Raw genomic sequence first — 24,588 nt, forward strand, 5'->3', positions numbered from 1 at the left:
ATGACCGTACGTATTCTGGCTGTGTGTGGTAACGGACAAGGCAGTTCCATGATCATGAAGATGAAAGTGGACCAGTTTTTAACCCAGTCGAACATCGACCACACGGTAAACAGCTGCGCGGTTGGTGAATACAAAAGCGAGTTGAGCGGCGCGGATATCATCATCGCTTCTACGCACATCGCGGGCGAGATCACCGTGACCGGCAACAAATATGTCGTTGGCGTGCGCAACATGCTCTCTCCTGCTGACTTTGGCCCGAAACTGCTGGAAGTGATCAAAGAACATTTCCCGCAGGACGTGAAGTAAGGGCGCGCTATGAAATTACGTGATTCGCTGGCGGAGAATAAATCTATCCGTCTGCAGGCTGAAGCTGAGACATGGCAGGACGCAGTGAAAATCGGCGTTGACCTGCTGGTGGCGGCGGATGTTGTCGAGCCGCGTTACTACCAGGCGATTCTGGATGCGGTTGAACAACACGGCCCGTACTTTGTGCTCGCACCGGGCCTGGCAATGCCGCATGGTCGCCCGGAAGAGGGCGTCAAGAAAACCGGTTTTGCACTGGTGACGCTGAAAAAGCCGCTGGAGTTCAACCACGAAGATAACGACCCGGTGGATATCCTCATCACGATGGCGGCAGTCGATGCCAACACGCATCAGGAAGTGGGCATCATGCAGATCGTCAACCTGTTTGAAGATGAAGAGAATTTCGACCGTTTACGCGCCTGCCGTACCGAGCAGGAAGTCCTGGATCTCATTGACCGCACCAACGCGGCTGCTTAAGAAGGAATTGAAAATGTCATTACCGATGTTGCAAGTCGCGCTGGACAACCAGACTATGGCTAGCGCCTACGAAACTACTCGCCTGATTGCCGAAGAAGTCGACATTATCGAAGTGGGCACCATTCTGTGCGTGGGCGAAGGCGTGCGTGCGGTTCGCGATCTGAAAGCGCTTTATTCGCACAAAATCGTGCTGGCAGACGCCAAAATCGCCGATGCCGGAAAAATCCTTTCTCGTATGTGCTTTGAAGCCAACGCTGACTGGGTGACCGTAATTTGCTGTGCAGATATCAACACAGCCAAAGGCGCGCTGGACGTGGCAAAAGAGTTTAATGGCGACGTGCAGATCGAACTGACCGGTTACTGGACCTGGGAACAGGCGCAGCAGTGGCGCGACGCAGGCATTCAACAGGTTGTTTATCACCGCAGCCGTGACGCGCAGGCCGCAGGCGTGGCGTGGGGCGAAGCGGATATCACCGCGATCAAACGTCTTTCCGATATGGGCTTCAAAGTCACCGTCACCGGTGGCCTGGCGCTGGAAGACCTGCCGCTGTTCAAAGGCATTCCGATTCATGTGTTTATCGCTGGGCGTAGTATCCGTGATGCCGCCTCTCCGGTTGAAGCCGCGCGTCAGTTCAAACGTTCCATCGCCGAACTGTGGGGCTAAGGAGCGGATATGTTGTCCAAACAAATCCCGCTTGGCATCTACGAAAAAGCGCTCCCCGCCGGGGAGTGCTGGCTGGAACGGCTGCAACTGGCAAAAACGTTAGGCTTCGATTTTGTCGAGATGTCGGTAGATGAAACGGACGATCGCCTCTCGCGCCTTGACTGGAGCCGCGAGCAGCGTCTGGCGCTGGTGAACGCGATTGTTGAAACCGGCGTGCGCGTACCATCCATGTGCCTTTCTGCTCATCGTCGTTTCCCGCTGGGCAGCGAAGATGACGCAGTGCGGGCGCAGGGGCTGGAGATTATGCGCAAAGCTATCCAGTTCGCCCAGGATGTCGGTATTCGCGTGATCCAACTGGCGGGCTACGACGTTTACTATCAGGAAGCCAATAACGAAACGCGTCGTCGTTTCCGTGACGGCCTGAAAGAGAGCGTTGAGATGGCGAGCCGCGCGCAGGTGACGCTGGCAATGGAGATCATGGATTACCCGTTGATGAACTCCATCAGCAAGGCGCTGGGTTACGCGCACTATCTCAACAACCCGTGGTTCCAGCTCTACCCGGATATCGGCAACTTATCGGCGTGGGATAACGACGTGCAGATGGAGTTGCAGGCCGGGATCGGGCATATCGTCGCGGTGCATGTGAAAGACACCAAACCAGGCGTCTTCAAAAACGTGCCGTTTGGCGAAGGCGTAGTGGATTTCGAACGTTGCTTTGAAACGCTCAAACAGAGTGGCTATTGCGGGCCGTACCTGATTGAGATGTGGAGCGAAACGGCGGAAGACCCGGCGGCAGAAGTGGCGAAAGCGCGTGATTGGGTGAAAGCGCGCATGGCTAAAGCCGGCATGGTGGAGGCGGCATAATGCAAAAGCTAAAACAGCAGGTGTTTGAAGCCAATATGGATCTGCCGCATTACGGGCTGGTGACCTTTACCTGGGGCAACGTCAGCGCCATTGACCGCGAACGCGGGCTGGTGGTGATCAAGCCCAGCGGCGTCGCCTACGAAAGCATGAAAGCGAACGATATGGTGGTGGTTGATATGAGCGGCAAGGTGGTGGAAGGGGAGTATCGTCCGTCTTCCGACACTGCGACGCATCTTGAACTCTACCGTCGTTATCCGTCGCTTGGCGGCATTGTCCATACCCATTCCACGCATGCCACCGCATGGGCGCAAGCGGGGCTGGCGATCCCGGCATTAGGCACCACGCATGCTGACTACTTCTTTGGCGATATCCCCTGTACGCGCGGGTTAAGCGAAGAAGAAGTGCAGGGGGAATACGAGCTAAACACTGGCAAAGTGATTATCGAAACGCTGGGTGACGCCGAGCCGCTGCATACGCCGGGAATTGTGGTGTATCAGCACGGGCCATTCGCCTGGGGGAAAGATGCTCACGATGCGGTGCATAACGCGGTGGTGATGGAAGAAGTGGCGAAAATGGCGTGGATTGCCCGCGGCATTAACCCACAACTGAATCACATCGACAGCTATCTCATGAATAAACACTTCATGCGTAAGCACGGTCCTAACGCCTATTACGGGCAGAAGTAAGCAGTGCGCCCCGGAATTATTACCTCCTGCGGGATGTAATTGGTCTGATTCCGGGGCCGTTTCAGTTAAAAAATCGTATAAACAACAGGTGTTTTTATGGCTATCAACGGATTGTTTGTCAGAACGGATCCGCAGCGTCGCCGTTATGGCGTTGCGTTACTTGTGGGTGTACTTTCAGGAATTATTTCAGCATTTGTTAAATGGGGAGCGGAAGTTCCCTTGCCACCGCGCACATTTTCCGGTGGTCGCGATGAGTTTAATCCGCCGTATATCTTTCTACGGGATTATTTAGGGATCGACCCAACCCAAACTGTGTATACATTCTCGGAACATATTATCAACCCGGTGATGGTGACGCATATCATCTTCTCACTGGTTTTTGCGATAGGGTATTGTGTGGTCGCGGAAATTTTCCCGAAAGTGAAATTATGGCAGGGGATATTAGCAGGGCTTATTGTGACAGTGGCAGTCCACGGTATATTTTGCCCGGCGCTGAATTTAACGCCGCCGCTCACTCAATTGCCTTTTGACGAATATGCATCTGAAATCCTTGGGCACATTTTCTGGTTCTGGATAATAGAAATTATGCGCCGCGACTTACGTAATCGCATTACTCATGAGCCGGATCCGGAAGTCGTTATTCGTTGAATGGCGCATAAAAAAGCCCCCTGAGAAGGGGGCAAAGCAAACTATGGCAATGTTTCGTTGGTTATACCTGGTGCTAGCGATAAATATCCGCGCTGGCGTGCATATTGCCGTTACTCCCCGGTTCCCGCATCAGAATCACGTGGTAGTACGTTGCGCCCTGCGCATTTGTCTCTTCATTTAATGCCTGACGCGCTTCGCTTTCAGTGGCGAAATTATGATTGATATAAATCACGCCTAAGCTTTGCACATCGTCCATATTTCTGGCCTGGTGGTTATTAATTTCAATGGCTGCCCATGTATTTGCACTTAGCAAAAGCACAGCCAGAAGGGCTAAAACACGGCTGAACATAGATACCTCCTCGACGGCTGACTTTGTGTGCTCTCCTCTTGTGGTGATCTTCTGATTTAATTTTAATCAATGATAAAGAAGTGGATGGTGACCATTTCTGATGCAGTTGTTCAAAAAAACACCATGATGAAGTGTGATGAACTTCAAATCAGCGTGTTAGTACGATTTGGTGAAAGATGAGATTTATTTGTCGGCTGGCCTTGAGTTTAGCGGGGTATGTCAGTACTATAACGCGTCATTTTTCAGCCGACCTTTAACACGTTCCTTGCCTCCCCGGGATTCGGCTGACCCAGACAGGAGGCTGAATAATCCGTAAGGAGCAATTCGATGCGTCATTACGAAATCGTTTTTATGGTCCATCCTGACCAGAGCGAACAGGTTCCGGGCATGATCGAGCGCTACACTGCTGCCATCACTGGTGCAGAAGGCAAGATCCACCGTCTGGAAGACTGGGGCCGCCGTCAGCTGGCTTACCCGATCAACAAACTGCACAAAGCACACTACGTTCTGATGAACGTTGAAGCTCCGCAGGAAGTGATCGATGAGCTGGAAACTACCTTCCGCTTCAACGATGCCGTTATCCGCAGCATGGTTATGCGTACCAAGCACGCTGTTACCGAAGCATCTCCGATGGTTAAAGCGAAAGACGAGCGCCGTGAGCGTCGCGATGATTTCGCAAACGAAACCGCTGATGATGCTGAAGCTGGGGATTCTGAAGAGTAATTTCTGATGACCAACCGTCTGGTGTTGTCCGGCACCGTGTGCAGGACTCCCCTTCGAAAGGTCAGTCCATCAGGAATTCCTCACTGCCAGTTCGTGCTTGAGCATCGTTCTGTGCAGGAGGAAGCCGGCTTTCACCGGCAGGCGTGGTGTCAAATGCCCGTTATTGTTAGCGGACACGAAAACCAGGCCATTACTCACAGTATAACGGTCGGCAGTCGCATAACCGTTCAGGGGTTCATTTCATGCCACAAGGCAAAGAACGGTCTGAGCAAAATGGTTTTGCATGCCGAGCAGATTGAATTGATAGATTCTGGAGACTAGCCATATGGCACGTTATTTCCGTCGTCGCAAGTTCTGCCGTTTCACCGCGGAAGGCGTTCAAGAGATCGACTATAAAGATATCGCTACGCTGAAAAACTACATCACCGAAAGCGGTAAGATTGTCCCAAGCCGTATCACCGGTACCCGTGCAAAATACCAGCGTCAGCTGGCTCGCGCTATCAAACGCGCTCGCTACCTGTCCCTGCTGCCGTACACTGATCGCCATCAGTAATCGGTCACGGTCCATTAATACGACTTTGAGAGGATAAGGTAATGCAAGTTATTCTGCTTGATAAAGTAGCAAACCTGGGTAGCCTGGGTGATCAGGTAAACGTTAAAGCGGGCTATGCTCGTAACTTCCTGGTACCGCAGGGTAAAGCTGTTCCAGCTACCAAGAAAAACATTGAATTCTTCGAAGCACGTCGCGCTGAACTGGAAGCTAAACTGGCTGAAGTTCTGGCAGCTGCTAATGCTCGCGCTGAGAAAATCAATGCACTGGAAACTGTTACCATCGCGTCTAAAGCTGGCGACGAAGGTAAACTGTTCGGTTCCATCGGTACTCGCGACATCGCTGACGCTGTAACTGCAGCTGGCGTTGAAGTGGCTAAGAGCGAAGTTCGTCTGCCGAACGGCGTTCTGCGTACCACTGGCGAACACGAAGTGAGCTTCCAGGTTCACAGCGAAGTATTCGCGAAAGTGATCGTAAACGTAGTAGCTGAATAATTCGTTATTCAACGAGACGTAAAAACGCCGACCATTGGTCGGCGTTTTGCTTTCTATTTTTCGTCAGGCATTAATTTCGCAAGTAGATCCATTCACCATTCTCTTGTGTCCATAAGTCAGGATGGTTTGCTGGCGTTAGATGCATACGATCACTCCTTATGTCTCGGTCCTGCGGCACTCGCTCGAAACCTAAACCCGAGTAGATTGCGGCTGAATTTGATAAGGAACGTAGACCAATTTTCAAATCATGGGGTAAATCAGAATACGCGTTTAGCAATGCAGCAATGATGAATCCGAGGGCATTAGAAACGCCTGTAACAGTGCGAAGTTGGTCGATATAAAGATCGATTGTTGGTAGTTCAGATGACCAGCAATTAGGCATTTGGGCAGGAAGGGTTACAACGTATCCTATCGTTTGGCCGGTATAGTCTGGAGTACCATAACCAGGTCCCAAAACCACTTCGTGTATTGTGTATTTACTGTTGGGTTCGAAGGATTCGACATCTTGCAATAAATATTTCAGTTCTGCGGTTAACCGCGCACCCGCGTAAGCTTTATTGTATTTCTGGGCGTGAATATTATCTAATGTAGCTTCATGGTTCCATCCAAAAGAATTATCACCATTCATTGTTATTCCATCGTAAGTATTACACCTCGTCGCTAGCTTATTGAATGCTTGCCAGTCTGAGAGATCTAGTTTGTGGATCTCAACAGTACGTCTGCCATCGCAATTATGATCTCTTCCATGATTTGACAGTAATGTAGCGCGTGCGTATTGATGAAATTTTAGTTTTGCTGGTTTGTCGGTGGACGAAAAACGAGGTAAATATGCGGGGAATGAATAAATAGTTGTTGGTAATGTCATTTTATTGTTGCCTGTTTAATATTTTTACAAATATCGCAGTTGAATGTTCAAAGAAAAAGAATTGATATTAATAAAAATAAGTTTGTTTTCTGAAGTGGTGAAAATAGCGGATGGTGAAAGATATTAATATCAAAAATCGCTCATCACGGATATAACGATGCACCAGGGAGGGGGGAGATGACTGACAACGCGTTGGTAAGCTAGGTTCGATAACTCAAGCTTCTTTAAAAACGCCATAACCTCAATTATAGCGTTTTTATTTAAAATAATTAGTGGGTAGCTAACTGTACTTGTGGTTCTTCATCTTTAACTTTGATAAGCGTCCACAACGCAATAGCACCAATAATGTCAAAGAAAGCCAGGGCAATAAAGAACGGCGCGAAGCCAATAATGTGAACGAATGCCCCGATAAACAGGTTGAAAATCAACTGACCGCTCCATGCACAGGCTCCTGCCATACCCACAGCGGTAGCTACTTCGTCTTTTTTGAATAGGTCACCGCCCAGAGTTGCTGCAACAGTAGAAAGACATTGATGCGAGAATGCGCCAATGCTAATCAGTAATACGGCGATGTAGGGATTTTCGACAATACTCACCAGACCAATCGTCATCATAATGACGGCTGCAATAGTGAAGGTAATTCTTCGTGAGTTAATTAAACTCACGCCGCGATCGTGGAAGAACTTCGCGACAAAACCACTGGCTAAACAGCCGAGATCGCCCAGCAGGAAAGGCAGCCAGACGAACATGGCAATTTCTTTCAGGCTAAAATGCAGCGTTTCGACGAAGAAAATCGGTACCCAGAAGTTAATGGTTCCCCATGCCGGGTCAGCGAGAAAACGCGCGATGCCAATCCCCCAGAAATTACGTTGGCTGAGGATATGCTTGATTGACGTTTTTTCTTTCTTATCTGTTTTAAGATGCTGTTCTTGCCCAGACTCAATATAGTGGCGCTCTTCATCAGAAAGGCGTTTAGCATCTTTTGGATCTTTATAACAAAAGAACCAAAATAAAGCCGCGAGTAAAGCAAGGCTACCTGAGACAATAAACGCAAATTGCCAGCTATGAAACATAATGCACCAGGCAATCAACGGTGGAGCAAGCATCGCGCCGAGTGAGGTGCCCATATTGAAAACACCTGTCGCCACGCCACGCTCTTTTGCCGGGAACCATGTTGATGCGGTTTTTACACCCGCAGGAATTGCCGATGCTTCGCTGAAACCCATCAGGGCGCGCATAAATGCCAGACCTGACCATGTTCCTGTCAAGGCATGCCCCATTGTCGCCAGGCCCCAGATTGCGGCACATATCGCAAAACTTAACTTCAGACCCACGGTATCAATAAAGAAGCCCATTACCGGTTGCCCCAATGTATAGGCCAACTGGAATGCACTGACAATCCATGAATATTGTTCTTTGGTTATTCCGGTTGTCTCCATAATCGTTGGAGCCGCAATACCTAACGCCGTTCTGTCCAGATAATTGATTACAGTGATAAAGCATACGAGGGCAATCATATGCCATCGATAATTCTTTATTTTATTCATTTTTAAACCTTTTAATTATATTAATAAACCCTGGTTGTTGGTATTTCCATGTAATAGGCAATAAAAATCAGGTACAGAGTAAATATTGAAAATTACTGTGTGTAAATGTCTCCCTTTAAAAAGTCTGGCCAGTTTTTTTCAAAGTAAATACCGTTAATACACGGTTGCATACGTAAAGACTTTACTTCGGTAATAAAAGAACCTTGCGAATATTGAATTGTTAATTTGTGATTTTTGTCTTCAGCGAGTTCAGAGCGAAAACGCCATTCTTCTTTTGCGCCGCGACGAGTTTGTGGTAGGCATTTGCCTTGTGGATCAATAACCATACGCGCCCCACGGCTACCACCACCAGCATCAATATAATGCGTTAATTGTGTTAATACCGCGGCAGAAGTCAGCGCCATATGCCGCCACATAAACAGCTCGGCAACTTCACCCACATGTTTGATTGCCAATCCATGCCGTTGCACAAATTCGTTCAATAGCAGGGCATCACGAGTGGCGCGTCGGACTTTATCGGCATGACAAATAAATCCCGCATGGTCAGACATTCGTGCCTGAATTTTTTCCCTCACAACCGACAACGGCATCCCGGTCCCGTTATCGTGCGCCTGAGTAATGATCTCTCTTATAGAAGCCAGTGCCGGAGCTACCAGCTGTGCTATATCTCCATCAATATTACGTTTTTGCGTGCAACCAATAAAACGTGCCAGACGAACAGCAAAAACCTGCCCGGCATTCAATGCCGCACCACCAGGGCGAGTGACGCCGTGTGTGCCAGCAACTTCCCCCACGGCGAAACAGCCGGACAGGGAGGTTTGCCCCCAGATATCCACTTCAATGCCGCCATTCATATGCTGATTATTCATGGCAAACTGCAATGGCTGCGTGGTGAGATCGTAACCGTGCATCTTATACAGCGAGATAGACAGCGGATTCATTCGTTGCAGTCGTTCGATGGGCGATGGTGCCAGAGCGTCGTTATTTTCCAGATACGCGCGAACGTCGTCGTCCAGTCGATCTAATGAGAACGGCAGGTCACCCGGCACAGGTTCAGGATTGCGATTGAAATCCATAAATACCTGACGTCCTGATTGCTGCTCTTGCGCTACTGCCATATCTAACAAGCTGGAGCCAAAATCCATCACTCGTGTGGCGTGAAACGGCCACTGATAGCCTTTACGGAAGATGTTTGAAGCCAGCTCCTGGGTGGTGCGATAGTAATCTGCGAGGAAGTTATACTCGTTGCCCCCGGCATCCACCGAATAGATGTATGGGATCACCTGTACATAAGTCCCGGATAAATTCCACGGAAAGGTGCTGCGCGGCGTGCCTATACCAAACTGGCTTTCGGTCAGATTCGTTAACGTCAGACCTTCTTCCAGCGCCAGCCCCAGCGAGCCGAAACATTTGTGTGGGTACACACTGTCACGATAAAGCTCGCCAGGCCCTCCTGTTGCCAGTACCACATTGGGCGCAGTCACAATTGCCAGCCCCCATGGGTTATGGGCACGATGACCGGTCGCGAGGATTGCCCCCGCCACGCGGTCTTCACCGTTTTCGTCACGCTGATGCAGCAGTTTAATTACTGTTGCACTGGTCAACACTGGAATGGCGAGACGCTGTACTTCTTCCAGCAGTACTTTCACCATTAACCTTGAGGTCCGCGGCCCACACGAGGTTGCTCGCCCGGCTTCGTCATGGTCGGTTTGATAACGAAGAATTGCGCCATAGCGATCTTCCGGTAATTCCAGACCAAGATATTGCAACCCGCCAAGAGTGTGCAGGGAACCAACCGCTTCAACATAAGCGGTATCGTGATCCATTGCGCCGCCGCTCGCCAGTGCCTCTGCCAGTTTGGCGAAGTTATCGCCGTTGCCCGCGGTAGCGGCGGTAAACAGCGTCTGTTTATCGGAACCAGAACATGCCGATGTCCCCATATATAACCCGGCGGTGGCGATCAGCACATTTTGCTGGCGGCGCTTAAGTTCCACAGCTGCACGCAGCCCGGCTGCACCACTGCCGACTACCAGGGCATCTGTTTGCCAGAGTGGGTAATCAACACCGTCTACCGTGACAACCCATGCGGGTTCTGCCTGTGCAAAACCCTTCGGGAAAGTGACGTGCGTCAGCGCATCAAGGAGGGTGTCATCAAGCTGACTCATGCATCCTCCATCGGCGTAAACAGGCTACTTTCCATCAGGCGTGGCTGATTGATAATTGGACGGAAGGCCATATGCGGCAGAATGTCGCGCTCAATCTCCACACCTGGTGCGATTTCAATTAATTCAACGCCTTCTGCTGTTAACTGGAATACTGCACGTTCAGTGATATACAACACTTCCTGACCGCTTTGCTGTGCGTAGGCGGCGCTAAAAGTGATTTTTTCCACCTGGGTAACCAGTTTAGGGATTTGACCTGACTGGGCGATATGCAAGCCATCTGGTGTTACATCAATCGTGCTACCTTTGGCGTCGAACGTGCCGCAGAACACCACTTTACGGGCGTTTTGCGCAATTTCGAGAAATCCGCCGGGGCCAATGAGATTGCCATTGAGATGGGAGACGTTGACGTTACCGTACTGATCCATCTCTCCCATGCCGAGGAAGGTGATATCGATCCCTCCGCCACTGTAGAATTCGAATTGATCGAGTGATGGAATAATGGCATCGGCGTTGCGGGCGCAGCCGAACAGAGCATCATCCAGCATCATGCCGTTATGTACACCCTGTTCTACGCTCAGCCATAAACTTTGATAAGGCACGCCTTCGCGCAGTGCAACCCCAGGAATGCCGCCGGGAATGCCAAAGCCAAAGTTGGTTGAAGCGCCAGCCACCAGTTCGCGTGCTGCCCGACGGGCAATCAGGCGGCGCACCGGATGACTAACCAGTTCAATTGCGTCGTTAGAACTTAGACGGCGATGCTGACCGCTGATGGTCAGGTCGTAACCGCCAAGATAGGTTTGCGGTTGTTCGCGGTGTTCAACGATGCCATCAACCAGAATGCCCGGTAATTTGACCCGGCGTGGTTCAATGGCACCAGCTTCCAGCACATCGCGCACCTGTACGAACACTTTGCCGCCGCTGTTGTGTGCTGCCAGCGCCATGGAATAGCTATCCATATCAATCGCCTCTTCTTCGAGGCTGACGTTGCCACGCGGATCGGCATAAGTGCCACGCAAAATCGCGTAGTCCACTTTGAAGGGGCGATAACGAAGTTTGGTTTCACCGTCGATTTCAATCAGTTCTACCAGATCCTCAGTGCTGCTAGCGTTCGACTTACCGCCGCCGTTGCGCGGATCAACAAACGATCCCAGCCCAACGTGGGTAAAAAGCCCTGGACGTCCGGCACCGATCTCCCGCAGCAGTGCCTGAATTACGCCACCAGGGAAGCAGTAGGCTTCAATAGCATTGTTTTTCACCAGATCCTGCATCTTGGGCGACCAGGTAAAATGTCCGGCAATGATGCGTTTGAGCATCTCTGCATGAGCGAAGCGGTTAGTGCCTTTGCAGTCGCGATCGCCAATGCCCAGTGAGTGGATTAATGTCAGATCGCGCGGGTGTCCGGTTTGCAGGAAACGCGCTTCAATAGCAGCCAGAATATGGTCCGCTTCCACCATGCCGCCGCCATTACCGCTAATGGCAATGGTTGCGCCGTCCTGAATTTGCGCCGCCAGTGTCTCGGCGGTTGTTATCTTACGCATACAATTTCCTTATTGATTTTGGAAGCTCACGCTACTTTTTTCGGCAAATGCGCGCGTCGCCTGCTGGCAATCCTGAGTGGCGGACATTAATCCAGCCAGTAACTGGTGCGGGTAATCAGCATGTTTATTTTCTAGAGCCAGAATCAGTTGCTTGATATGTGCGAGCGCCACCGGACCGCATTTTTCCAGCTGCGCTAACTGATTCGCCATCCAGCTTTCCACCTGTTCTTTTTCTACCACTTCATCAATTAAATTCGCCGCCTGAGCTTCCTGCGCCGTCAGGCGTTTACCCAGCATCAGCATCTGGCGACCGACCACCGGACCGACCTGATTAAGCACGCGTTCAATGCCCATCCAGCCAGGCACCATGCCGAGCATTACTTCCGGATTAGAGAATTTCGCACTGGGGCGGGCAATACGAATATCGCAGCACAAGGCAAGTTCAATACCGCCGCCGATGGTATGACCGTTGAGATTCGCAACCGTTAATTGGGGTAAGTTGCGCAGGCGATTAAAAACGTCATTGCCGCGTTTAATCCATTTTCTGCCCATATCTAATGGCGAATAGGCCGACCACGATTTAATATCGCCGCCCGCACAAAAGAATTTATCGCCGGTTGCCGTTAATTCGACTAATCGTAATGTGGTGTCGTTTTCAATTTCATTTAAATAATGGTCGAGAGATTCGATCATTTCTTCATTAATAGCATGACATTTATCTTCACGGTTCAATGTCAGGCGGCAGGAAGCCGCCGCTCTGCTGAACAGAACGGGTTGGTCACTCATGATCATTCCTTAGCAATAATGCGCGATGCGATCGACGCTAATATCCAACGTGCTGTTAATATCTTGCTGCCACCAGTACGGTGAGAAAATTTCCAGTTCCACAGCACCGTTAAATCCGGCATTTTCTACCTGGCGACGAATAGACGGAATATTGATTACGCCATCTCCCGGCATTCCCCGGTCATTGACTAAATCGGTGGTTGGCACCAGCCAGTCGGAAACATGAAACGCGAGGATGCGTTTTCCGGCACGCAGGATCTGACTGGCGAGATCCGGATCCCACCAAACGTGGTAGACATCTACCGCCACGCCGAGGCCAAACTCCCCATCGGGATCGAGTTCATCACACCAGTCCAGCGCCTGACGTAACGTGCACAGGCAAGAGCGATCGGCAGCTGTCATCGGGTGCAGCGGCTCCAGCGCAATTGGCACGCCGACATCTTTCGAATGTGGCAGCAACTGGCGAATCCCTTGTTTCACTTGTTCCCGCGCTTCGTACAGATCTTTTGTTCCCATTGGCAGACCGCCAACCACCTGCATATAACAGGCGGCGTTTAGTACAGCGGCGTCGTCCAGCGCCCGGCGGTTATCATCAATCGCCAGTTTGCGTTCCGTCAGCGTCGGCGCGGTGTAATAGGTGCTACGGCACAAACCGGAAACGCTCATGTTACTGGCAGCAAGCTGGCGGGCGATTTGTTGGAGATCTTCACCCTGTAACTCCCTGCGCCAGGGGGCAATCGCGCCAATACCGCGTGCGGCGCAGGCATCAATAATGGCAGGTAGCGGTGTTTTATAGCCCAGTGTCGCAGTATTGATACTGAATAAATCCGGGCGTTGTAACAGATCTCTCATGATTCAGCCTCAGAAGCGCGGCATACTTAAGCCGCCGTCGATGGCGACCGCCTGACCACAGGTGTAAATCAGTTTGCCTTCCGCCATCGCGCGGACCGTTGAGGCAATATCAGCCGGATAACCCCAACGTCCCCACGGCACTAACCCCTTAGCAATCAGTTCGTCGTAATAAGCCGTTGCCGGAATGGTCATATCGGTTTTGATTAGGCCAGGGCGCACTTCATAAACGCCAATTTGTTCATTGCAAAGGCGAGCGGCAAACAGGCGAGCTGCGGCGGAGACGGCAGTTTTGGCAATGGTATATTCGCCGCGATTCATCGCCAGCATGATGGCGTTTATGGAACTGACAAAAATAATCGAGCGGTGCGGCAGTTCTGCTTCCGGTTTCGGCTGTGCCAGTAATCGCTTACTGAATGCCTGAGCAAGGAAGAACGGCGCACGGGTGTTAATGGCAATGTTTTGGTCGAAGCTGTCTGGTTCGAGGTCGAGGAGGTCACCGCGTTTTTTCACTGAAATGCCTGCGTTGTTGAGTAGACAGTCCAGACGTCCCCACTGGTTTTGCGCCGCGTCGAGCATCTCTTCATGAAGGGAGAGATCGCCAACATCAGCAGGGAAGCAAATCACTTCCACGCCTTCCGCCAGACATTCTTGTTGTGTGGCATGTAATTTTTCTACGCTGTCGGCATCCGGACGATCATTAATCAGCAGATTAAATCCGCCACGCGCAAGTTCCAGTGCACAGCCCTTTCCAATACCACGTGCGGCTCCAGTGATGACAGCAACAGGACGTGTTGACTTCATACAATAACCCTCTTTTTGAATATTATTTCCTTAAGTGACGATTAGCTTGCAATGTGTGGCAAGAAAGATCAACCATCTAGTTGGTTGATATGCGATAATGATCACAGAGCATTTGATAACCCGATGAAATTGCGAGTTTTTAGCCATTTTAGTGGAGCTTCTAACAAATCGGGTTAAGATAGTCATCACGAAGAAGACGTGGGGAAGCGGAATGTATCTTGATACCAGCAACGTACAAAGCCTGAAGGAAAAGCTGTTGTTATGTGCGGTTAATGAATTTGCCGAATATGGTTACGAAGGGGCCAGAGTCGATAATATCGTCAAGGCCGCGGAGTGCAGTAAACAGACGGTTTATCATCACTTTGGTAATAAAGAAAATTTATTTATCGAAGTGCTGGAATATACCTGGAATGATATTCGGCAAAAAGAAAAATCCCTTGATTTCTCAGGTCTTCCGCCACAAAAAGCCATTGAGAAAATTATCGATTTCACCTGGGATTATTACATTGCTAACCCCTGGTTTTTAAAAATTGTGCATAGTGAAAACCAGAGTAAAGGGGTGCATTATGCAAAATCACAGCGCCTTTTAGAAATTAACCACGCACACTTACAGTTAATGGAGTCATTATTAGCTGAAGGCAAACGGCGCAATATTTTTAAGCCAGATATCGACCCGTTGCAGGTGAATATTAATATTGCTGCTCTTGGAGGATATTATTTGATCAACCAACATACGCTTGGCCTGGTTTATCACATCAGTATGGTTTCACCGCAGGCACTGGAAGCCAGGCGTAAGGTCATCAAAGAGACGATCCTTAGCTGGCTTCTGGTTGACCCTTCATCTACCGCGCGCGAATAAAACTGCCATCCGGCTGGCGGGTAAACAGGACCTGTTGATTATTTCCCGTATCAATGGTTAAGCCCGTCACCACGCCGCTGGCGTTCTGGCGGATTTTCACCATCTGCCCATTTTGCAAATTACTCAGTGGCTTATCTGCGCCTTCTACCTGCGCCATTGCATAGACATCGGTAGCGGGCAGTCCGTGGTCGCGGAACAGCTGCGCCATTGTTTTACCGGGTTCGACACGATAAGAGCGCCATTGATTGTCAATTCCGCTATCTGGCTGGAAAGGTTGCACTTGCGAGGTTTGCGGCTGCTCTTCCGGTTGGCCTTCCTGTATCGGTTCTGGAGCGACCGGAGCCACCTGATCAGGATCATTTTGTGGTGTGACTAATTGCGCCCGCAGCTGTTCTTCTGTCGGCGGTTGTGATTGCGACTGAATATCTAACTGTGCTTCACGCGTCACCACCGGCGCGTTTGGCGTATCATCAGACGGGAGTAGAAATCCGACCACCAATACAATAGCGGCAATAATGATCCCCCGACGATGCATCGGCGGTAGCGGGTCCATGAAGCGAAAATTGTCCGGCGCGTGCCAGACTTTCTCCAGGGTTGGTTTTAGTTCAAAGCGCCCGGGCATGGTTTCCTCCTGCTCCGCGTCTTGTTCCTCAATCATAGCCTATGAATAAGCTAACGCTATGATGTCCGTGGTAAACCCGCCTTTATTATATTCATACGGGATATTGCTATTGTTTCTTTTTCCCCGGGATTTGTCATCATTCCCGCGACAAAGTTTTACCCAAAGAAGTGTGGCTGATATGCTGCCCGCTACTTTATACCCTAAGAAAGGAAATACGATGACCACCCCAACTTTTGACACCATCGAAGCGCAAGCAAGCTACGGCATTGGTTTGCAGGTAGGGCAACAACTGAGTGAATCAGGCCTGGAAGGGCTGCTGCCAGAAGCACTGGTTGCAGGCATTGCCGATGCGCTGGAAGGCAAACATCCGGCTGTTCCGGTTGATGTGGTGCACCGCGCGCTGCGTGAAATCCACGAACGCGCCGATGCCGTTCGTCGTCAGCGTTTCCAGGCGATGGCTGCTGAAGGTGTGAAATACCTGGAAGAAAACGCCAAAAAAGAAGGTGTGAATAGCACCGAATCTGGCCTGCAATTCCGCGTGATCAACCAGGGTGCAGGCGCAATTCCGGCACGTACCGACCGCGTTCGTGTTCATTACACCGGAAAACTGATCGACGGCACCGTGTTTGACAGCTCCGTCGCTCGCGGCGAGCCAGCTGAATTCCCGGTTAACGGCGTGATCCCTGGCTGGATTGAAGCACTGACTCTGATGCCGGTAGGTTCTAAATGGGAACTGACTATCCCGCAGGAACTGGCATATGGCGAGCGTGGCGCAGGCGCGTCCATCCCTCCGTTCAGCACCCTGGTGTTTGAAGTCGAACTGCTGGAAATCCTCTAAGCAGCGCATTCTGTTCCCCTCGAGCCAGAGGGGAGCAGGCATTCAGCAATAAACCCTTCAGTTTGCCAAATGGCGCTATTTTGTGTTGCAAAGACCACGTAAGCGTGTATTTTTGTGAGCTGTTTCGCGTTATCACCGTGATATGACACTCACTTTAAACATAAAATTAACATTAGATCTAAATCTTAGTATTCATCCCGCGTATTGTTACCTAATATCGATGAGTCCCGATACAGATTCGTCGTATCATAGACTGACTAAAGGCCGCAGAGCCTGAACAACACAGACAGGTACAGGAAGAAAAAAACATGGTAGATCAGGTAAAAGTCGTTGCCGAAGAACAGGCTCCGGCTGAACAGTCGCTACGGCGCAATCTCACAAACCGACATATCCAGCTTATTGCCATTGGTGGGGCCATTGGTACAGGGCTGTTTATGGGTTCCGGTAAAACAATCAGTCTTGCCGGACCGTCGATCATCTTCGTTTATATGATCATCGGTTTTATGCTCTTTTTCGTGATGCGGGCAATGGGGGAATTGCTGCTTTCGAATCTGGAATACAAATCTTTTAGTGACTTCGCTTCCGATCTACTGGGGCCGTGGGCAGGGTATTTTACTGGCTGGACCTACTGGTTCTGTTGGGTGGTTACCGGTATGGCGGACGTGGTGGCCATCACGGCCTATGCTCAGTTCTGGTTCCCCGATCTCTCCGACTGGGTCGCCTCGCTGGCGGTGATAGTGCTGCTGCTGACGCTCAACCTCGCTACCGTGAAAATGTTCGGTGAGATGGAGTTCTGGTTTGCGATGATCAAAATTGTCGCCATCGTGTCACTGATTGTTGTCGGTTTGATCATGGTCATGATGCACTTCCAGTCACCGACCGGTGTGGAAGCGTCGTTTGCGCATTTGTGGAATGACGGCGGCTGGTTCCCGAAAGGTTTAAGTGGCTTCTTTGCCGGATTCCAGATAGCGGTATTCGCTTTCGTGGGGATTGAGCTGGTCGGTACAACCGCTGCGGAAACCAAAGATCCGGAGAAATCACTGCCACGCGCGATTAACTCCATTCCGATCCGTATCATTATGTTCTACGTCTTCGCGCTGATTGTGATTATGTCCGTGACGCCGTGGAGTTCAGTAGTCCCGGAGAAAAGCCCGTTCGTTGAACTTTTTGTATTGGTGGGTTTGCCTGCGGCTGCCAGCGTAATCAACTTTGTGGTGCTGACCTCTGCGGCGTCTTCCGCTAACAGCGGCGTCTTCTCTACCAGCCGTATGCTGTTTGGTCTGGCCCAGGAAGGTGTTGCGCCGAAAGCGTTCGCTAAACTTTCTAAGCGCGCCGTGCCCGCGAAAGGGCTGACCTTCTCTTGTATCTGTCTGCTCGGCGGCGTGGTGATGTTGTATGTGAATCCAAGTGTAATTGGCGCGTTCACGATGATCACGACTGTTTCCGCGATTCTGTTTATGTTCGTCTGGACGATTATCCTTTGCTCATACCTGGTGTATCGCAAACAGCGACCTCATCTGCATGAGAAGTCGATCTACAAGATGCCGCTCGGCAAGCTGATGTGCTGGGTATGTATGGCGTTCTTTGTGTTCGTGGTCGTGTTGCTGACACTGGAAGATGACACTCGCCAGGCGCTGCTGGTTACCCCGCTGTGGTTTATCGCGCTGGGGTTGGGCTGGTTGTTTATTGGTAAGAAGCGGACTGCTGAACTGCGGAAGTAACGGCTTTATCATGCTGGATGGCGCAATGCCATCCAGCTTTTAGATCACTCACCCGCCAGCGCGCGTGGGAACAGTACATTGTTTTCCAGGCTGATGTGATCCATCAGGTCATCAATCAATTCATTAATACCGTTATACATCGCTTTCCAGGTGGTGCAGGCTTCCGGCGGCGGTGTGACGTTATTGGTGGTGTGTTTAATCACTTCCAGCAGTTCGCCCGCTTCATCGTGCTCGCTTTCCATTACGCTAATTGGCCCCATCGCCTGGCTACCCATGCCTTGTTTGATCATCGGGAAGAGGATCTGCTCTTCTTTCATCATGTGGCTGGAAAGCTCTTCATGCAGCATGGTCAGGTATTTTGTCAGCCCTTTTGGCACGCTCGGTTTGTCGGCGTGAACGCGCTCGACTTTGGTAGCTTGCAGGATCAGCTCCGGCAACTGCTCGCGGTGACGATCGTGGTAGCGCACGATGATATGGTCGATGATTTCCGCCAGTGGGGCGCTACGCCAGTCTTTCTCAATCGGTTGTTCAGCAAGCTTTGCCAGTTCGGCTTCAATGACGTCAACATCCAGTTCTTTACGTGCCGCCGCACGCGCCAGCGTTTGCTTACCGCCGCAGCAGTAATCCATATCATATTTACGAAACAGAGCCGAAGCGCGAGGAATAGAGAGCGCCAGTTCACCTAAAGGTTGGTCGCGATAAGCCATAGCTGATACCTCATTCTTAATAATATAAGATGTATTTTAAATGCATCTTTAAGGCAAATGCTATAACCCTTACGTAGCAGAGGCTTATTTAACTCACTGCCAGCGTGTCAACTTTCTGAGACAGGTTCAGTTAAAGGCTTTTCCGGTTTGGCTCTGACCGCAATGACCACGCCAATCACTAACAGCGCGATACCGCTCAGCGTCATTAGCGGCGGCATTTGCTGGCGGAGTAAAAAGGTGTACAGCAAACCTGCCAGCGTTTCGAAAACAATCAACGGTCCGAGGATAACCGTCGGTAATCGCTGGCTGGCGACGTTCCAGCAGAGTGCGCCAACCCATGAGCAAAGCACGGCTATCGCAATCATCAGACTAATAAACACCAGCGGACGGGGGCCAAAAGGTAGGGAGAAGCCCGGCGTTTGCGTATTCAGCCAGTAACAGGCGACGAGATAGCCGATGAGAGAAACCGGCAGCGTGACCAGCGCCTGCGCCGTTGCCCACATCATCGGATGTTTGTCTGGGTTTTCCCGCAGCCAACGGGCGTTGCGCAAGGCATACCACGCCCAGCAGACCACGGAAACTAACGCCAACACGATGCCAGAGGTATAACGTGCCCAGTCAAAATCGGGGAGTCCGTGGTCTAACTCAGCAATATTTACACATGCAAGGCCGATGCCAATACAAACCAGCGCCGGGGCGAGTTTCCCCCACGCGAGTTTACCGTCACGCTGGCTATAAAGCAGATTGGCAAAAACGGGAATCACCACCGGCAGGGTGCCAATAATCATCGTGGAAACAGGCGCGCCAGTACGTTGAATGGCACTGGCAAGACAGAAGTAATAGATAAGGTTGCCCATCATAGTGAGCATCAAGGCGGTAAGCCAGTCGCGACGCGCCAACTGACGCAGACGCACGCGTCCCAGCCAGGCAATGGGCAGCGCAATTAACCCTAACGCCAGATAACGCCCCATCGACTGCAACATCGCCGGGTATTCCGGCACGATCAACGGCCCGACAAATATAAGCCCCCACATCAACCCTGCTAACAGGGCGTACAGCACGCCGCTAATCATTACTGGCATCCATTGATCTGTCAGAAGAAATATTCAGGGAACAACCGTAGTCGTTCCCCGCATCCCGTCATTATCAGAGAGGATACGGGAGGATGCCACTTTAATTAACTAGTTATTAACATTAAAAAGATGGCTTACGCTCTCGGCTAATGTTGTCGTTGGGCGGCCAATCAATTTGCTAAGCGTTTTGCTGTCATCAAACAGGCCGCCTTTCGATGCGCCAACGTCAGAATCCGCCAGCATATCCGCCAGCCCGTCAGGCAGACCGACGCTTTTCAGCGCCGCGGCGAAATCAGCTTCGCTCAGGTTTTGATAGGTAACCTGTTTGCCGCTCTGTTTGGTGAGTTCCGCCGCTAACTGTGTCAGTGTCCAGGCGCTATCACCTGCCAGTTCATAAACCTTGCCTTCGTGACCTGCTTCGCTAATTACGCGCGCCGCAGCTACCGCATAATCAGCTCGCGTAGCTGAGGCAATTTTGCCATCGCCCGCGGCACCGATAAATACGCCGTGCTCCAGTGCTGCCGGGGCGCTGGCGAGATAGTTTTCGGTGTACCAGCCGTTGCGCAGCAAGGTGTAAGCGATGCCAGAAACAGCCAGCATTTTCTCCGTCTCGATGTGCTCATCGGCGAGGCCGAGCGGGGAGGTATCAGCATGTAGCAGGCTGGTATAAGCGATAAATTTCACGCCCGCCGCCTTAGCGGCATTAATAACATTTCGATGCTGCGGGGCACGTTGCCCCACTTCGCTGGAAGAGATCAGCAGCAGTTTTTCCACTCCCTGAAGCGCAGATGTCAGTGCGGCCTCATCGCCGTATTCAGCCTGACGTACAGTAATGCCTTGCGCGCTCAATGCCTGCGCTTTTGCCGGGTTACGTGCGATAGCCACTATTTGGCTGGCAGGAACGGTTTTCAGTAAGGAGTTAATAACATGGTGACCAAGTTGGCCGGTTGCGCCGGTAATTGCGATCATGGGAAGCCTCCATCGGTTTGTCTTGTGTTTAAATACGCTACCACCTAAACTTACTTTTAGTAAGTACGTACAAAAAGGTAAGTATGAATGAGCCAGGCTAGCCTGTCGCAACAACTGAAAGAGGGTAACCTCTTCGCCGAACAGTGCCCGTCGCGCGAGGTGTTGAAACACGTCACCAGCCGTTGGGGGGTATTGATTCTGGTCGCGCTTCGCGAAGGTACGCACCGTTTTAGCGACCTGCGCCGCAAGATGGGTGGGGTGAGTGAAAAGATGCTTGCGCAGTCGTTACAGGCGTTAGAGCAGGATGGGTTTCTTAACCGTATCTCTTATCCGGTGGTGCCGCCGCATGTGGAATACAGCCTCACGCCGCTGGGCGAGCAGGTGAGCGAAAAGGTTGCTGCACTGGCGGACTGGATTGAGTTGAATTTGCCTGAGGTGTTGGCAGTGCGGGATGAACGTGCGGCATAACAGCCAGATGCGCTGCGCTTATTCGGCCTACGGTTCATGACCTGTAGGGCGGATAAGATGCAGCAGCACCGCATCCGCCAATAAATGCCGGATGCGGTTCATATTTATAGACGGGAAAAGTGTTTTACTTACTCAAATCCACCTGATAAATCGCAAAGCCGATATCATCGGTCGCGACTTTATTCATCGGATATTGTCCTTTCTCTTTAATAAACGCCGCGGCTTTGTCTGACGGAGAGGTTTCGAAACGGATATCCAGTTTCTTATCGCCAGGAATCGGTGCTAAACGCCAGTTGTTATCTGCCGCCGGGTGAATTTCCCCCGCACGCTTCGACTCATCTGCAATCCACGCTGCCAGCACCGAGCGGTTCTCATCCGGTGAAGCAAAAGCGATATGGCTATCGCCCGTACCTGCAAATTTGCCGCCGTAAGCGCGATAGTTATTGGTGGCAACGAGGAACATCGCGTTCGGATCAATCTGCTTGCCGTTAAAGGTCAGGTTCTTAATCCTTTCCGCATTGGCATTAACCACCTGGCACTCGCCGTCATAGCGGGCGGGCTGAGTAACATCAATCTGATAATTCACACCATCAATGACGTCAAAGTTATAGGTGCGGAAACCATCCCAGTTGATGAGTGACTGTGGTTTCGTGCTGTTGGGATCAATCTGGTTAAACTGTCCGGCGGAGCATTCCAGCCACTCTTTCACCTCTTTACCGCTGGCTTTCACCACAATCAGCGTATTGGGATAGAGGTAAAGATCGGCGGCGTTACGGAAGGTTAATTGGCCTTTTTCCACTTCCACATAGCTTGCCGGATCATTTTTGCGACCACCGACTTTAAACGGTGCGGCAGCTGAAAGCACCGGCAGTTTTGCCAGATCCGGATCGCCCTGAATGTAATGTTCGACATACGCTTTTTGTGCGTTGTTTACCACCTGCACGGTCGGATCGTCCTGCACCAGCGCCAGATAGCTATACATATTGTCGGCAGATTTACCGATTGGTTTGCTGACAAACTGGCGTGTGGCCTCGTGATCGGCTTTAAGCGTATCGACCAGATTACTGTCTTCCGCCGCGAGAGATTTTTTATTGGCGATATCGTAAATCGGGCGTGCTTCCGCTTTCGCCTGCGTCACCTGCCATTTTCCGCTGTCATTATTGAGTTGCAGATCGACCACGCCGAGATGATCGCCCCACATGCCCGGCATTACCGCCGGAACGCCGTTCAGCGTGCCTTTGGCGATATCAGCCCCTTCAATATCAGCAAAATCTTTACTTGGGAAAACGGCGTGAGCATGGCCAAACATAATGGCGTTAACGCCCGGAATTTCACTGAGGTAATAAACTGAGTTTTCCGCCATCACTTTATACGGATCGGCAGACAGACCAGAATGCGCCAAAACGACAACGAGATCGGCACCTTTCTCGCGCATTTCAGGCACGTACTTGCGCACGGTTTCGGTAATATCATTCACCGTCACTTTCCCGGATAAATTAGCTTTATCCCATCCCATAATCTGCGGCGGTACGACGCCAATATAGCCAATCTTCAGCGTCTGTTTTTTTCCGTCTTTATCGATCACTTCGGTGTCTTTAATCAAATACGGTGTAAACATGGGCTGTTTGGTTTTAGCGTCAATGACGTTGGCGTTTACATAAGGGAATTTTGCTCCTGCCAGTGCATTTTTCAGGTAATCCAGACCGTAGTTAAACTCGTGGTTACCGAGTGTGCCGACGGTATAGTCCAGCGTATTCAATGCCTTATAGACAGGGTGAATATCTCCGGCTTTTAATCCTTTCGCCGACATGTAATCCGCTAGCGGACTCCCCTGAATCAAATCGCCATTATCGACCAGTACGCTGTTTTTCACTTCATTGCGGGCATCGTTAATCAGGCTTGCCGTACGTACCAGTCCGAATTTTTCCGTGGCGGTGTCTTTGTAATAATCGAAATCCATCATGTTGCTATGCAAATCAGTGGTTTCCATGATACGCAGATCGACCGTCGCTGCATTCACACTCGCGGCAATCAGCGTGGCCAGGAGCGTTGCGCTAAACTTAATCATCAGGGACATCCTTTTATCATCGGGAATTCGAAAGAAAAGGGAGAATAAACCTCTTACTTTTAGAACAGTGAAGAATGCCACAATTTAACGCTTTGAAAATGATGACACTATCACAGTTGGCGCATTCTTTAACGATAGGGTATAAGTAAAACAACAAGTTAACACCGCTCACAGAGACGAGGTGGAGAAATGTTAGATCAAGTATGCCAGCTTGCACGGAATGCAGGCGATGCCATTATGCAGGTCTACGACGGGACGAAACCGATGGACGTCGTCAGCAAAGCGGACAATTCTCCGGTAACGGCAGCGGATATTGCCGCACACACCGTTATCATGGACGGTTTACGTACGCTGACACCGGATATTCCGGTCCTTTCTGAAGAAGATCCTCCCGGTTGGGAAGTCCGTCAACACTGGCAGCGTTACTGGCTGGTAGACCCGCTGGATGGTACTAAAGAGTTTATTAAACGTAATGGTGAATTCACCGTTAATATTGCGCTCATCGACCACGGCAAACCGATTTTAGGTGTGGTGTATGCGCCGGTAATGAACGTAATGTACAGCGCGGCAGACGGCAAAGCCTGGAAAGAAGAGTGCGGTGTACGCAAGCAGATTCAGGTCCGCGATGCGCGCCCGCCGCTGGTGGTGATCAGCCGTTCCCATGCGGATGCGGAGCTGAAAGAGTATCTGCAACAGCTTGGCGAACATCAAACCACGTCTATCGGCTCTTCGCTGAAATTCTGCCTGGTGGCGGAAGGGCAGGCTCAACTCTATCCGCGTTTCGGGCCAACTAATATTTGGGATACCGCTGCCGGTCACGCAGTTGCGGCAGCGGCCGGAGCGCACGTTCACGACTGGCAGGGTAAACCGCTGGATTATACCCCGCGCGAGTCGTTCCTGAATCCTGGGTTCAGAGTCTCTATTTATTAAATACAGATGGCAGAAACAGTG

At 50.9% G+C, this 24,588-nt stretch carries 28 protein-coding genes; 15 read left to right on the top strand and 13 right to left on the bottom strand.

Going from position 1 to position 24,588, the window contains the following annotated elements; all coding sequences use genetic code 11:
* The 6 genes from ulaB (at window position 1) to QUE34_RS25380 (ending at window position 3,642) form a co-directional block, all read left to right on the top strand.
* The gene (gene ulaB / locus QUE34_RS25355) at window positions 1-306 is read left to right on the top strand and encodes a PTS ascorbate transporter subunit IIB (RefSeq protein ID WP_000218362.1); all 306 of its coding nucleotides are present in this window, start codon (window positions 1-3) and stop codon (window positions 304-306) included.
* Between the two features lie 9 nt (window positions 307-315).
* Complete coding sequence (ulaC, locus tag QUE34_RS25360; RefSeq protein ID WP_000776505.1) at window positions 316-780, top strand: PTS ascorbate transporter subunit IIA; 465 nt, start codon at window positions 316-318, stop codon at window positions 778-780.
* A 13-nt stretch (window positions 781-793) separates the two neighbouring features.
* Complete coding sequence (gene ulaD / locus QUE34_RS25365; protein ID WP_032304366.1) at window positions 794-1,444, top strand: 3-keto-L-gulonate-6-phosphate decarboxylase UlaD; 651 nt, start codon at window positions 794-796, stop codon at window positions 1,442-1,444.
* Window positions 1,445-1,453: 9 nt separating this feature from the next.
* On the top strand, window positions 1,454-2,308 hold the full coding sequence (gene ulaE, locus QUE34_RS25370; RefSeq protein WP_000949498.1) for an L-ribulose-5-phosphate 3-epimerase UlaE: 855 nt from the start codon (window positions 1,454-1,456) through the stop codon (window positions 2,306-2,308).
* A complete protein-coding gene (ulaF, locus tag QUE34_RS25375; protein ID WP_032304367.1) occupies window positions 2,308-2,994 on the top strand; it encodes an L-ribulose-5-phosphate 4-epimerase UlaF in 687 nt (228 codons plus the stop codon). Before ulaE ends, ulaF begins: the two co-directional genes overlap by 1 nt.
* 96 nt (window positions 2,995-3,090) lie before the next feature.
* Window positions 3,091-3,642: a YagU family protein gene (locus QUE34_RS25380; RefSeq protein ID WP_032304369.1), complete on the top strand. Its 552-nt coding sequence runs from the start codon at window positions 3,091-3,093 to the stop codon at window positions 3,640-3,642.
* A 73-nt stretch (window positions 3,643-3,715) separates the two neighbouring features.
* On the opposite strand, the gene yjfY is transcribed toward QUE34_RS25380, so the two are convergent.
* Entirely contained in the window at window positions 3,716-3,991 is a 276-nt protein-coding gene (gene yjfY / locus QUE34_RS25385; RefSeq protein WP_000492917.1) for a DUF1471 family protein YjfY, read from the bottom strand.
* A 327-nt stretch (window positions 3,992-4,318) separates the two neighbouring features.
* Here yjfY and rpsF point away from each other — a divergent pair, with 327 nt between their 5' ends.
* From rpsF to rplI, 4 genes are read left to right on the top strand one after another with little or no spacing between them, the layout of a single operon-like run.
* Complete coding sequence (gene rpsF / locus QUE34_RS25390; RefSeq protein ID WP_001216676.1) at window positions 4,319-4,714, top strand: 30S ribosomal protein S6; 396 nt, start codon at window positions 4,319-4,321, stop codon at window positions 4,712-4,714.
* A 6-nt stretch (window positions 4,715-4,720) separates the two neighbouring features.
* Window positions 4,721-5,035 (top strand): primosomal replication protein N, encoded by a 315-nt coding sequence (priB, locus tag QUE34_RS25395; RefSeq protein WP_001296681.1) that lies wholly within the window; start codon window positions 4,721-4,723, stop codon window positions 5,033-5,035.
* A gap of 4 nt (window positions 5,036-5,039) precedes the next feature.
* Entirely contained in the window at window positions 5,040-5,267 is a 228-nt protein-coding gene (gene rpsR / locus QUE34_RS25400; protein WP_000135199.1) for a 30S ribosomal protein S18, read from the top strand.
* Between the two features lie 41 nt (window positions 5,268-5,308).
* Complete coding sequence (gene rplI, locus QUE34_RS25405) at window positions 5,309-5,758, top strand: 50S ribosomal protein L9 (RefSeq protein WP_001196062.1); 450 nt, start codon at window positions 5,309-5,311, stop codon at window positions 5,756-5,758.
* Between the two features lie 70 nt (window positions 5,759-5,828).
* On the opposite strand, the gene QUE34_RS25410 is transcribed toward rplI, so the two are convergent.
* The 7 genes from QUE34_RS25410 to QUE34_RS25440 form a co-directional block, all read right to left on the bottom strand.
* The gene (locus tag QUE34_RS25410) at window positions 5,829-6,623 is read right to left on the bottom strand and encodes a DUF2686 family protein (RefSeq protein ID WP_105268501.1); all 795 of its coding nucleotides are present in this window, start codon (window positions 6,621-6,623) and stop codon (window positions 5,829-5,831) included.
* A gap of 269 nt (window positions 6,624-6,892) precedes the next feature.
* The gene (locus QUE34_RS25415; protein WP_001033614.1) at window positions 6,893-8,170 is read right to left on the bottom strand and encodes an MFS transporter; all 1,278 of its coding nucleotides are present in this window, start codon (window positions 8,168-8,170) and stop codon (window positions 6,893-6,895) included.
* A gap of 92 nt (window positions 8,171-8,262) precedes the next feature.
* Window positions 8,263-10,335 (bottom strand): FAD-dependent oxidoreductase, encoded by a 2,073-nt coding sequence (locus QUE34_RS25420; protein ID WP_103253420.1) that lies wholly within the window; start codon window positions 10,333-10,335, stop codon window positions 8,263-8,265.
* The gene (locus tag QUE34_RS25425; protein WP_103253421.1) at window positions 10,332-11,873 is read right to left on the bottom strand and encodes an acyl CoA:acetate/3-ketoacid CoA transferase; all 1,542 of its coding nucleotides are present in this window, start codon (window positions 11,871-11,873) and stop codon (window positions 10,332-10,334) included. Before QUE34_RS25425 ends, QUE34_RS25420 begins: the two co-directional genes overlap by 4 nt.
* A 9-nt stretch (window positions 11,874-11,882) precedes the next feature.
* Window positions 11,883-12,659 carry an enoyl-CoA hydratase/isomerase family protein gene (locus QUE34_RS25430; protein WP_001283556.1) on the bottom strand — a complete coding sequence of 259 codons (777 nt, stop codon included), beginning with the start codon at window positions 12,657-12,659 and terminating at the stop codon, window positions 11,883-11,885.
* Window positions 12,660-12,668: 9 nt separating this feature from the next.
* Window positions 12,669-13,511 (bottom strand): sugar phosphate isomerase/epimerase family protein, encoded by an 843-nt coding sequence (locus QUE34_RS25435; protein ID WP_001205238.1) that lies wholly within the window; start codon window positions 13,509-13,511, stop codon window positions 12,669-12,671.
* Between the two features lie 9 nt (window positions 13,512-13,520).
* The gene (locus QUE34_RS25440) at window positions 13,521-14,312 is read right to left on the bottom strand and encodes a 3-ketoacyl-ACP reductase (RefSeq protein WP_000843394.1); all 792 of its coding nucleotides are present in this window, start codon (window positions 14,310-14,312) and stop codon (window positions 13,521-13,523) included.
* Between the two features lie 211 nt (window positions 14,313-14,523).
* Between QUE34_RS25440 and QUE34_RS25445 the strand changes: the two genes are divergently transcribed.
* Window positions 14,524-15,171, top strand: coding sequence for a TetR/AcrR family transcriptional regulator (locus QUE34_RS25445; RefSeq protein ID WP_001355101.1), 648 nt, complete (start codon window positions 14,524-14,526; stop codon window positions 15,169-15,171).
* Here the strand turns inward: QUE34_RS25445 and ytfB are convergent.
* On the bottom strand, window positions 15,155-15,793 hold the full coding sequence (gene ytfB / locus QUE34_RS25450) for a cell division protein YtfB (protein WP_001119472.1): 639 nt from the start codon (window positions 15,791-15,793) through the stop codon (window positions 15,155-15,157). The two genes, QUE34_RS25445 and ytfB, sit on opposite strands and share 17 nt — an antisense overlap.
* Before the next feature lie 217 nt (window positions 15,794-16,010).
* Between ytfB and bamJ the strand changes: the two genes are divergently transcribed.
* Together bamJ and cycA are read left to right on the top strand one after the other, a co-directional pair.
* Window positions 16,011-16,631, top strand: a complete 621-nt coding sequence (bamJ, locus tag QUE34_RS25455; protein WP_088541516.1) for a BamJ family beta-barrel-assembly machinery protein — start codon at window positions 16,011-16,013, stop codon at window positions 16,629-16,631.
* Between the two features lie 308 nt (window positions 16,632-16,939).
* The gene (gene cycA / locus QUE34_RS25460; protein ID WP_103253422.1) at window positions 16,940-18,352 is read left to right on the top strand and encodes a D-serine/D-alanine/glycine transporter; all 1,413 of its coding nucleotides are present in this window, start codon (window positions 16,940-16,942) and stop codon (window positions 18,350-18,352) included.
* Window positions 18,353-18,396: 44 nt separating this feature from the next.
* Here cycA and ytfE read toward each other — a convergent pair whose 3' ends face one another.
* From ytfE to qorB, 3 genes are all read right to left on the bottom strand, one after another.
* Window positions 18,397-19,059 (bottom strand): iron-sulfur cluster repair protein YtfE, encoded by a 663-nt coding sequence (gene ytfE / locus QUE34_RS25465; RefSeq protein ID WP_000331449.1) that lies wholly within the window; start codon window positions 19,057-19,059, stop codon window positions 18,397-18,399.
* A gap of 107 nt (window positions 19,060-19,166) precedes the next feature.
* A complete protein-coding gene (locus tag QUE34_RS25470; protein ID WP_103253423.1) occupies window positions 19,167-20,132 on the bottom strand; it encodes a DMT family transporter in 966 nt (321 codons plus the stop codon).
* Window positions 20,133-20,240: 108 nt separating this feature from the next.
* The gene (qorB, locus tag QUE34_RS25475; RefSeq protein WP_103253424.1) at window positions 20,241-21,101 is read right to left on the bottom strand and encodes an NAD(P)H:quinone oxidoreductase; all 861 of its coding nucleotides are present in this window, start codon (window positions 21,099-21,101) and stop codon (window positions 20,241-20,243) included.
* 87 nt (window positions 21,102-21,188) lie between these two features.
* On the opposite strand from qorB, the gene QUE34_RS25480 reads away from it, so the two are divergent.
* Window positions 21,189-21,569, top strand: a complete 381-nt coding sequence (locus QUE34_RS25480; protein WP_000075980.1) for a winged helix-turn-helix transcriptional regulator — start codon at window positions 21,189-21,191, stop codon at window positions 21,567-21,569.
* 124 nt (window positions 21,570-21,693) lie between these two features.
* On the opposite strand, the gene cpdB is transcribed toward QUE34_RS25480, so the two are convergent.
* Complete coding sequence (gene cpdB / locus QUE34_RS25485) at window positions 21,694-23,637, bottom strand: 2',3'-cyclic-nucleotide 2'-phosphodiesterase (RefSeq protein WP_286338893.1); 1,944 nt, start codon at window positions 23,635-23,637, stop codon at window positions 21,694-21,696.
* A gap of 189 nt (window positions 23,638-23,826) precedes the next feature.
* Between cpdB and cysQ the strand changes: the two genes are divergently transcribed.
* The gene (gene cysQ / locus QUE34_RS25490; protein WP_000886904.1) at window positions 23,827-24,567 is read left to right on the top strand and encodes a 3'(2'),5'-bisphosphate nucleotidase CysQ; all 741 of its coding nucleotides are present in this window, start codon (window positions 23,827-23,829) and stop codon (window positions 24,565-24,567) included.
* Window positions 24,568-24,588 lie beyond the last annotated feature (21 nt).

Origin of the sequence: Escherichia sp. KS167_9B (genome assembly GCF_030295215.1) — a bacterium.
Taxonomy (GTDB): Bacteria; Pseudomonadota; Gammaproteobacteria; order Enterobacterales; family Enterobacteriaceae; genus Escherichia; species Escherichia coli_F.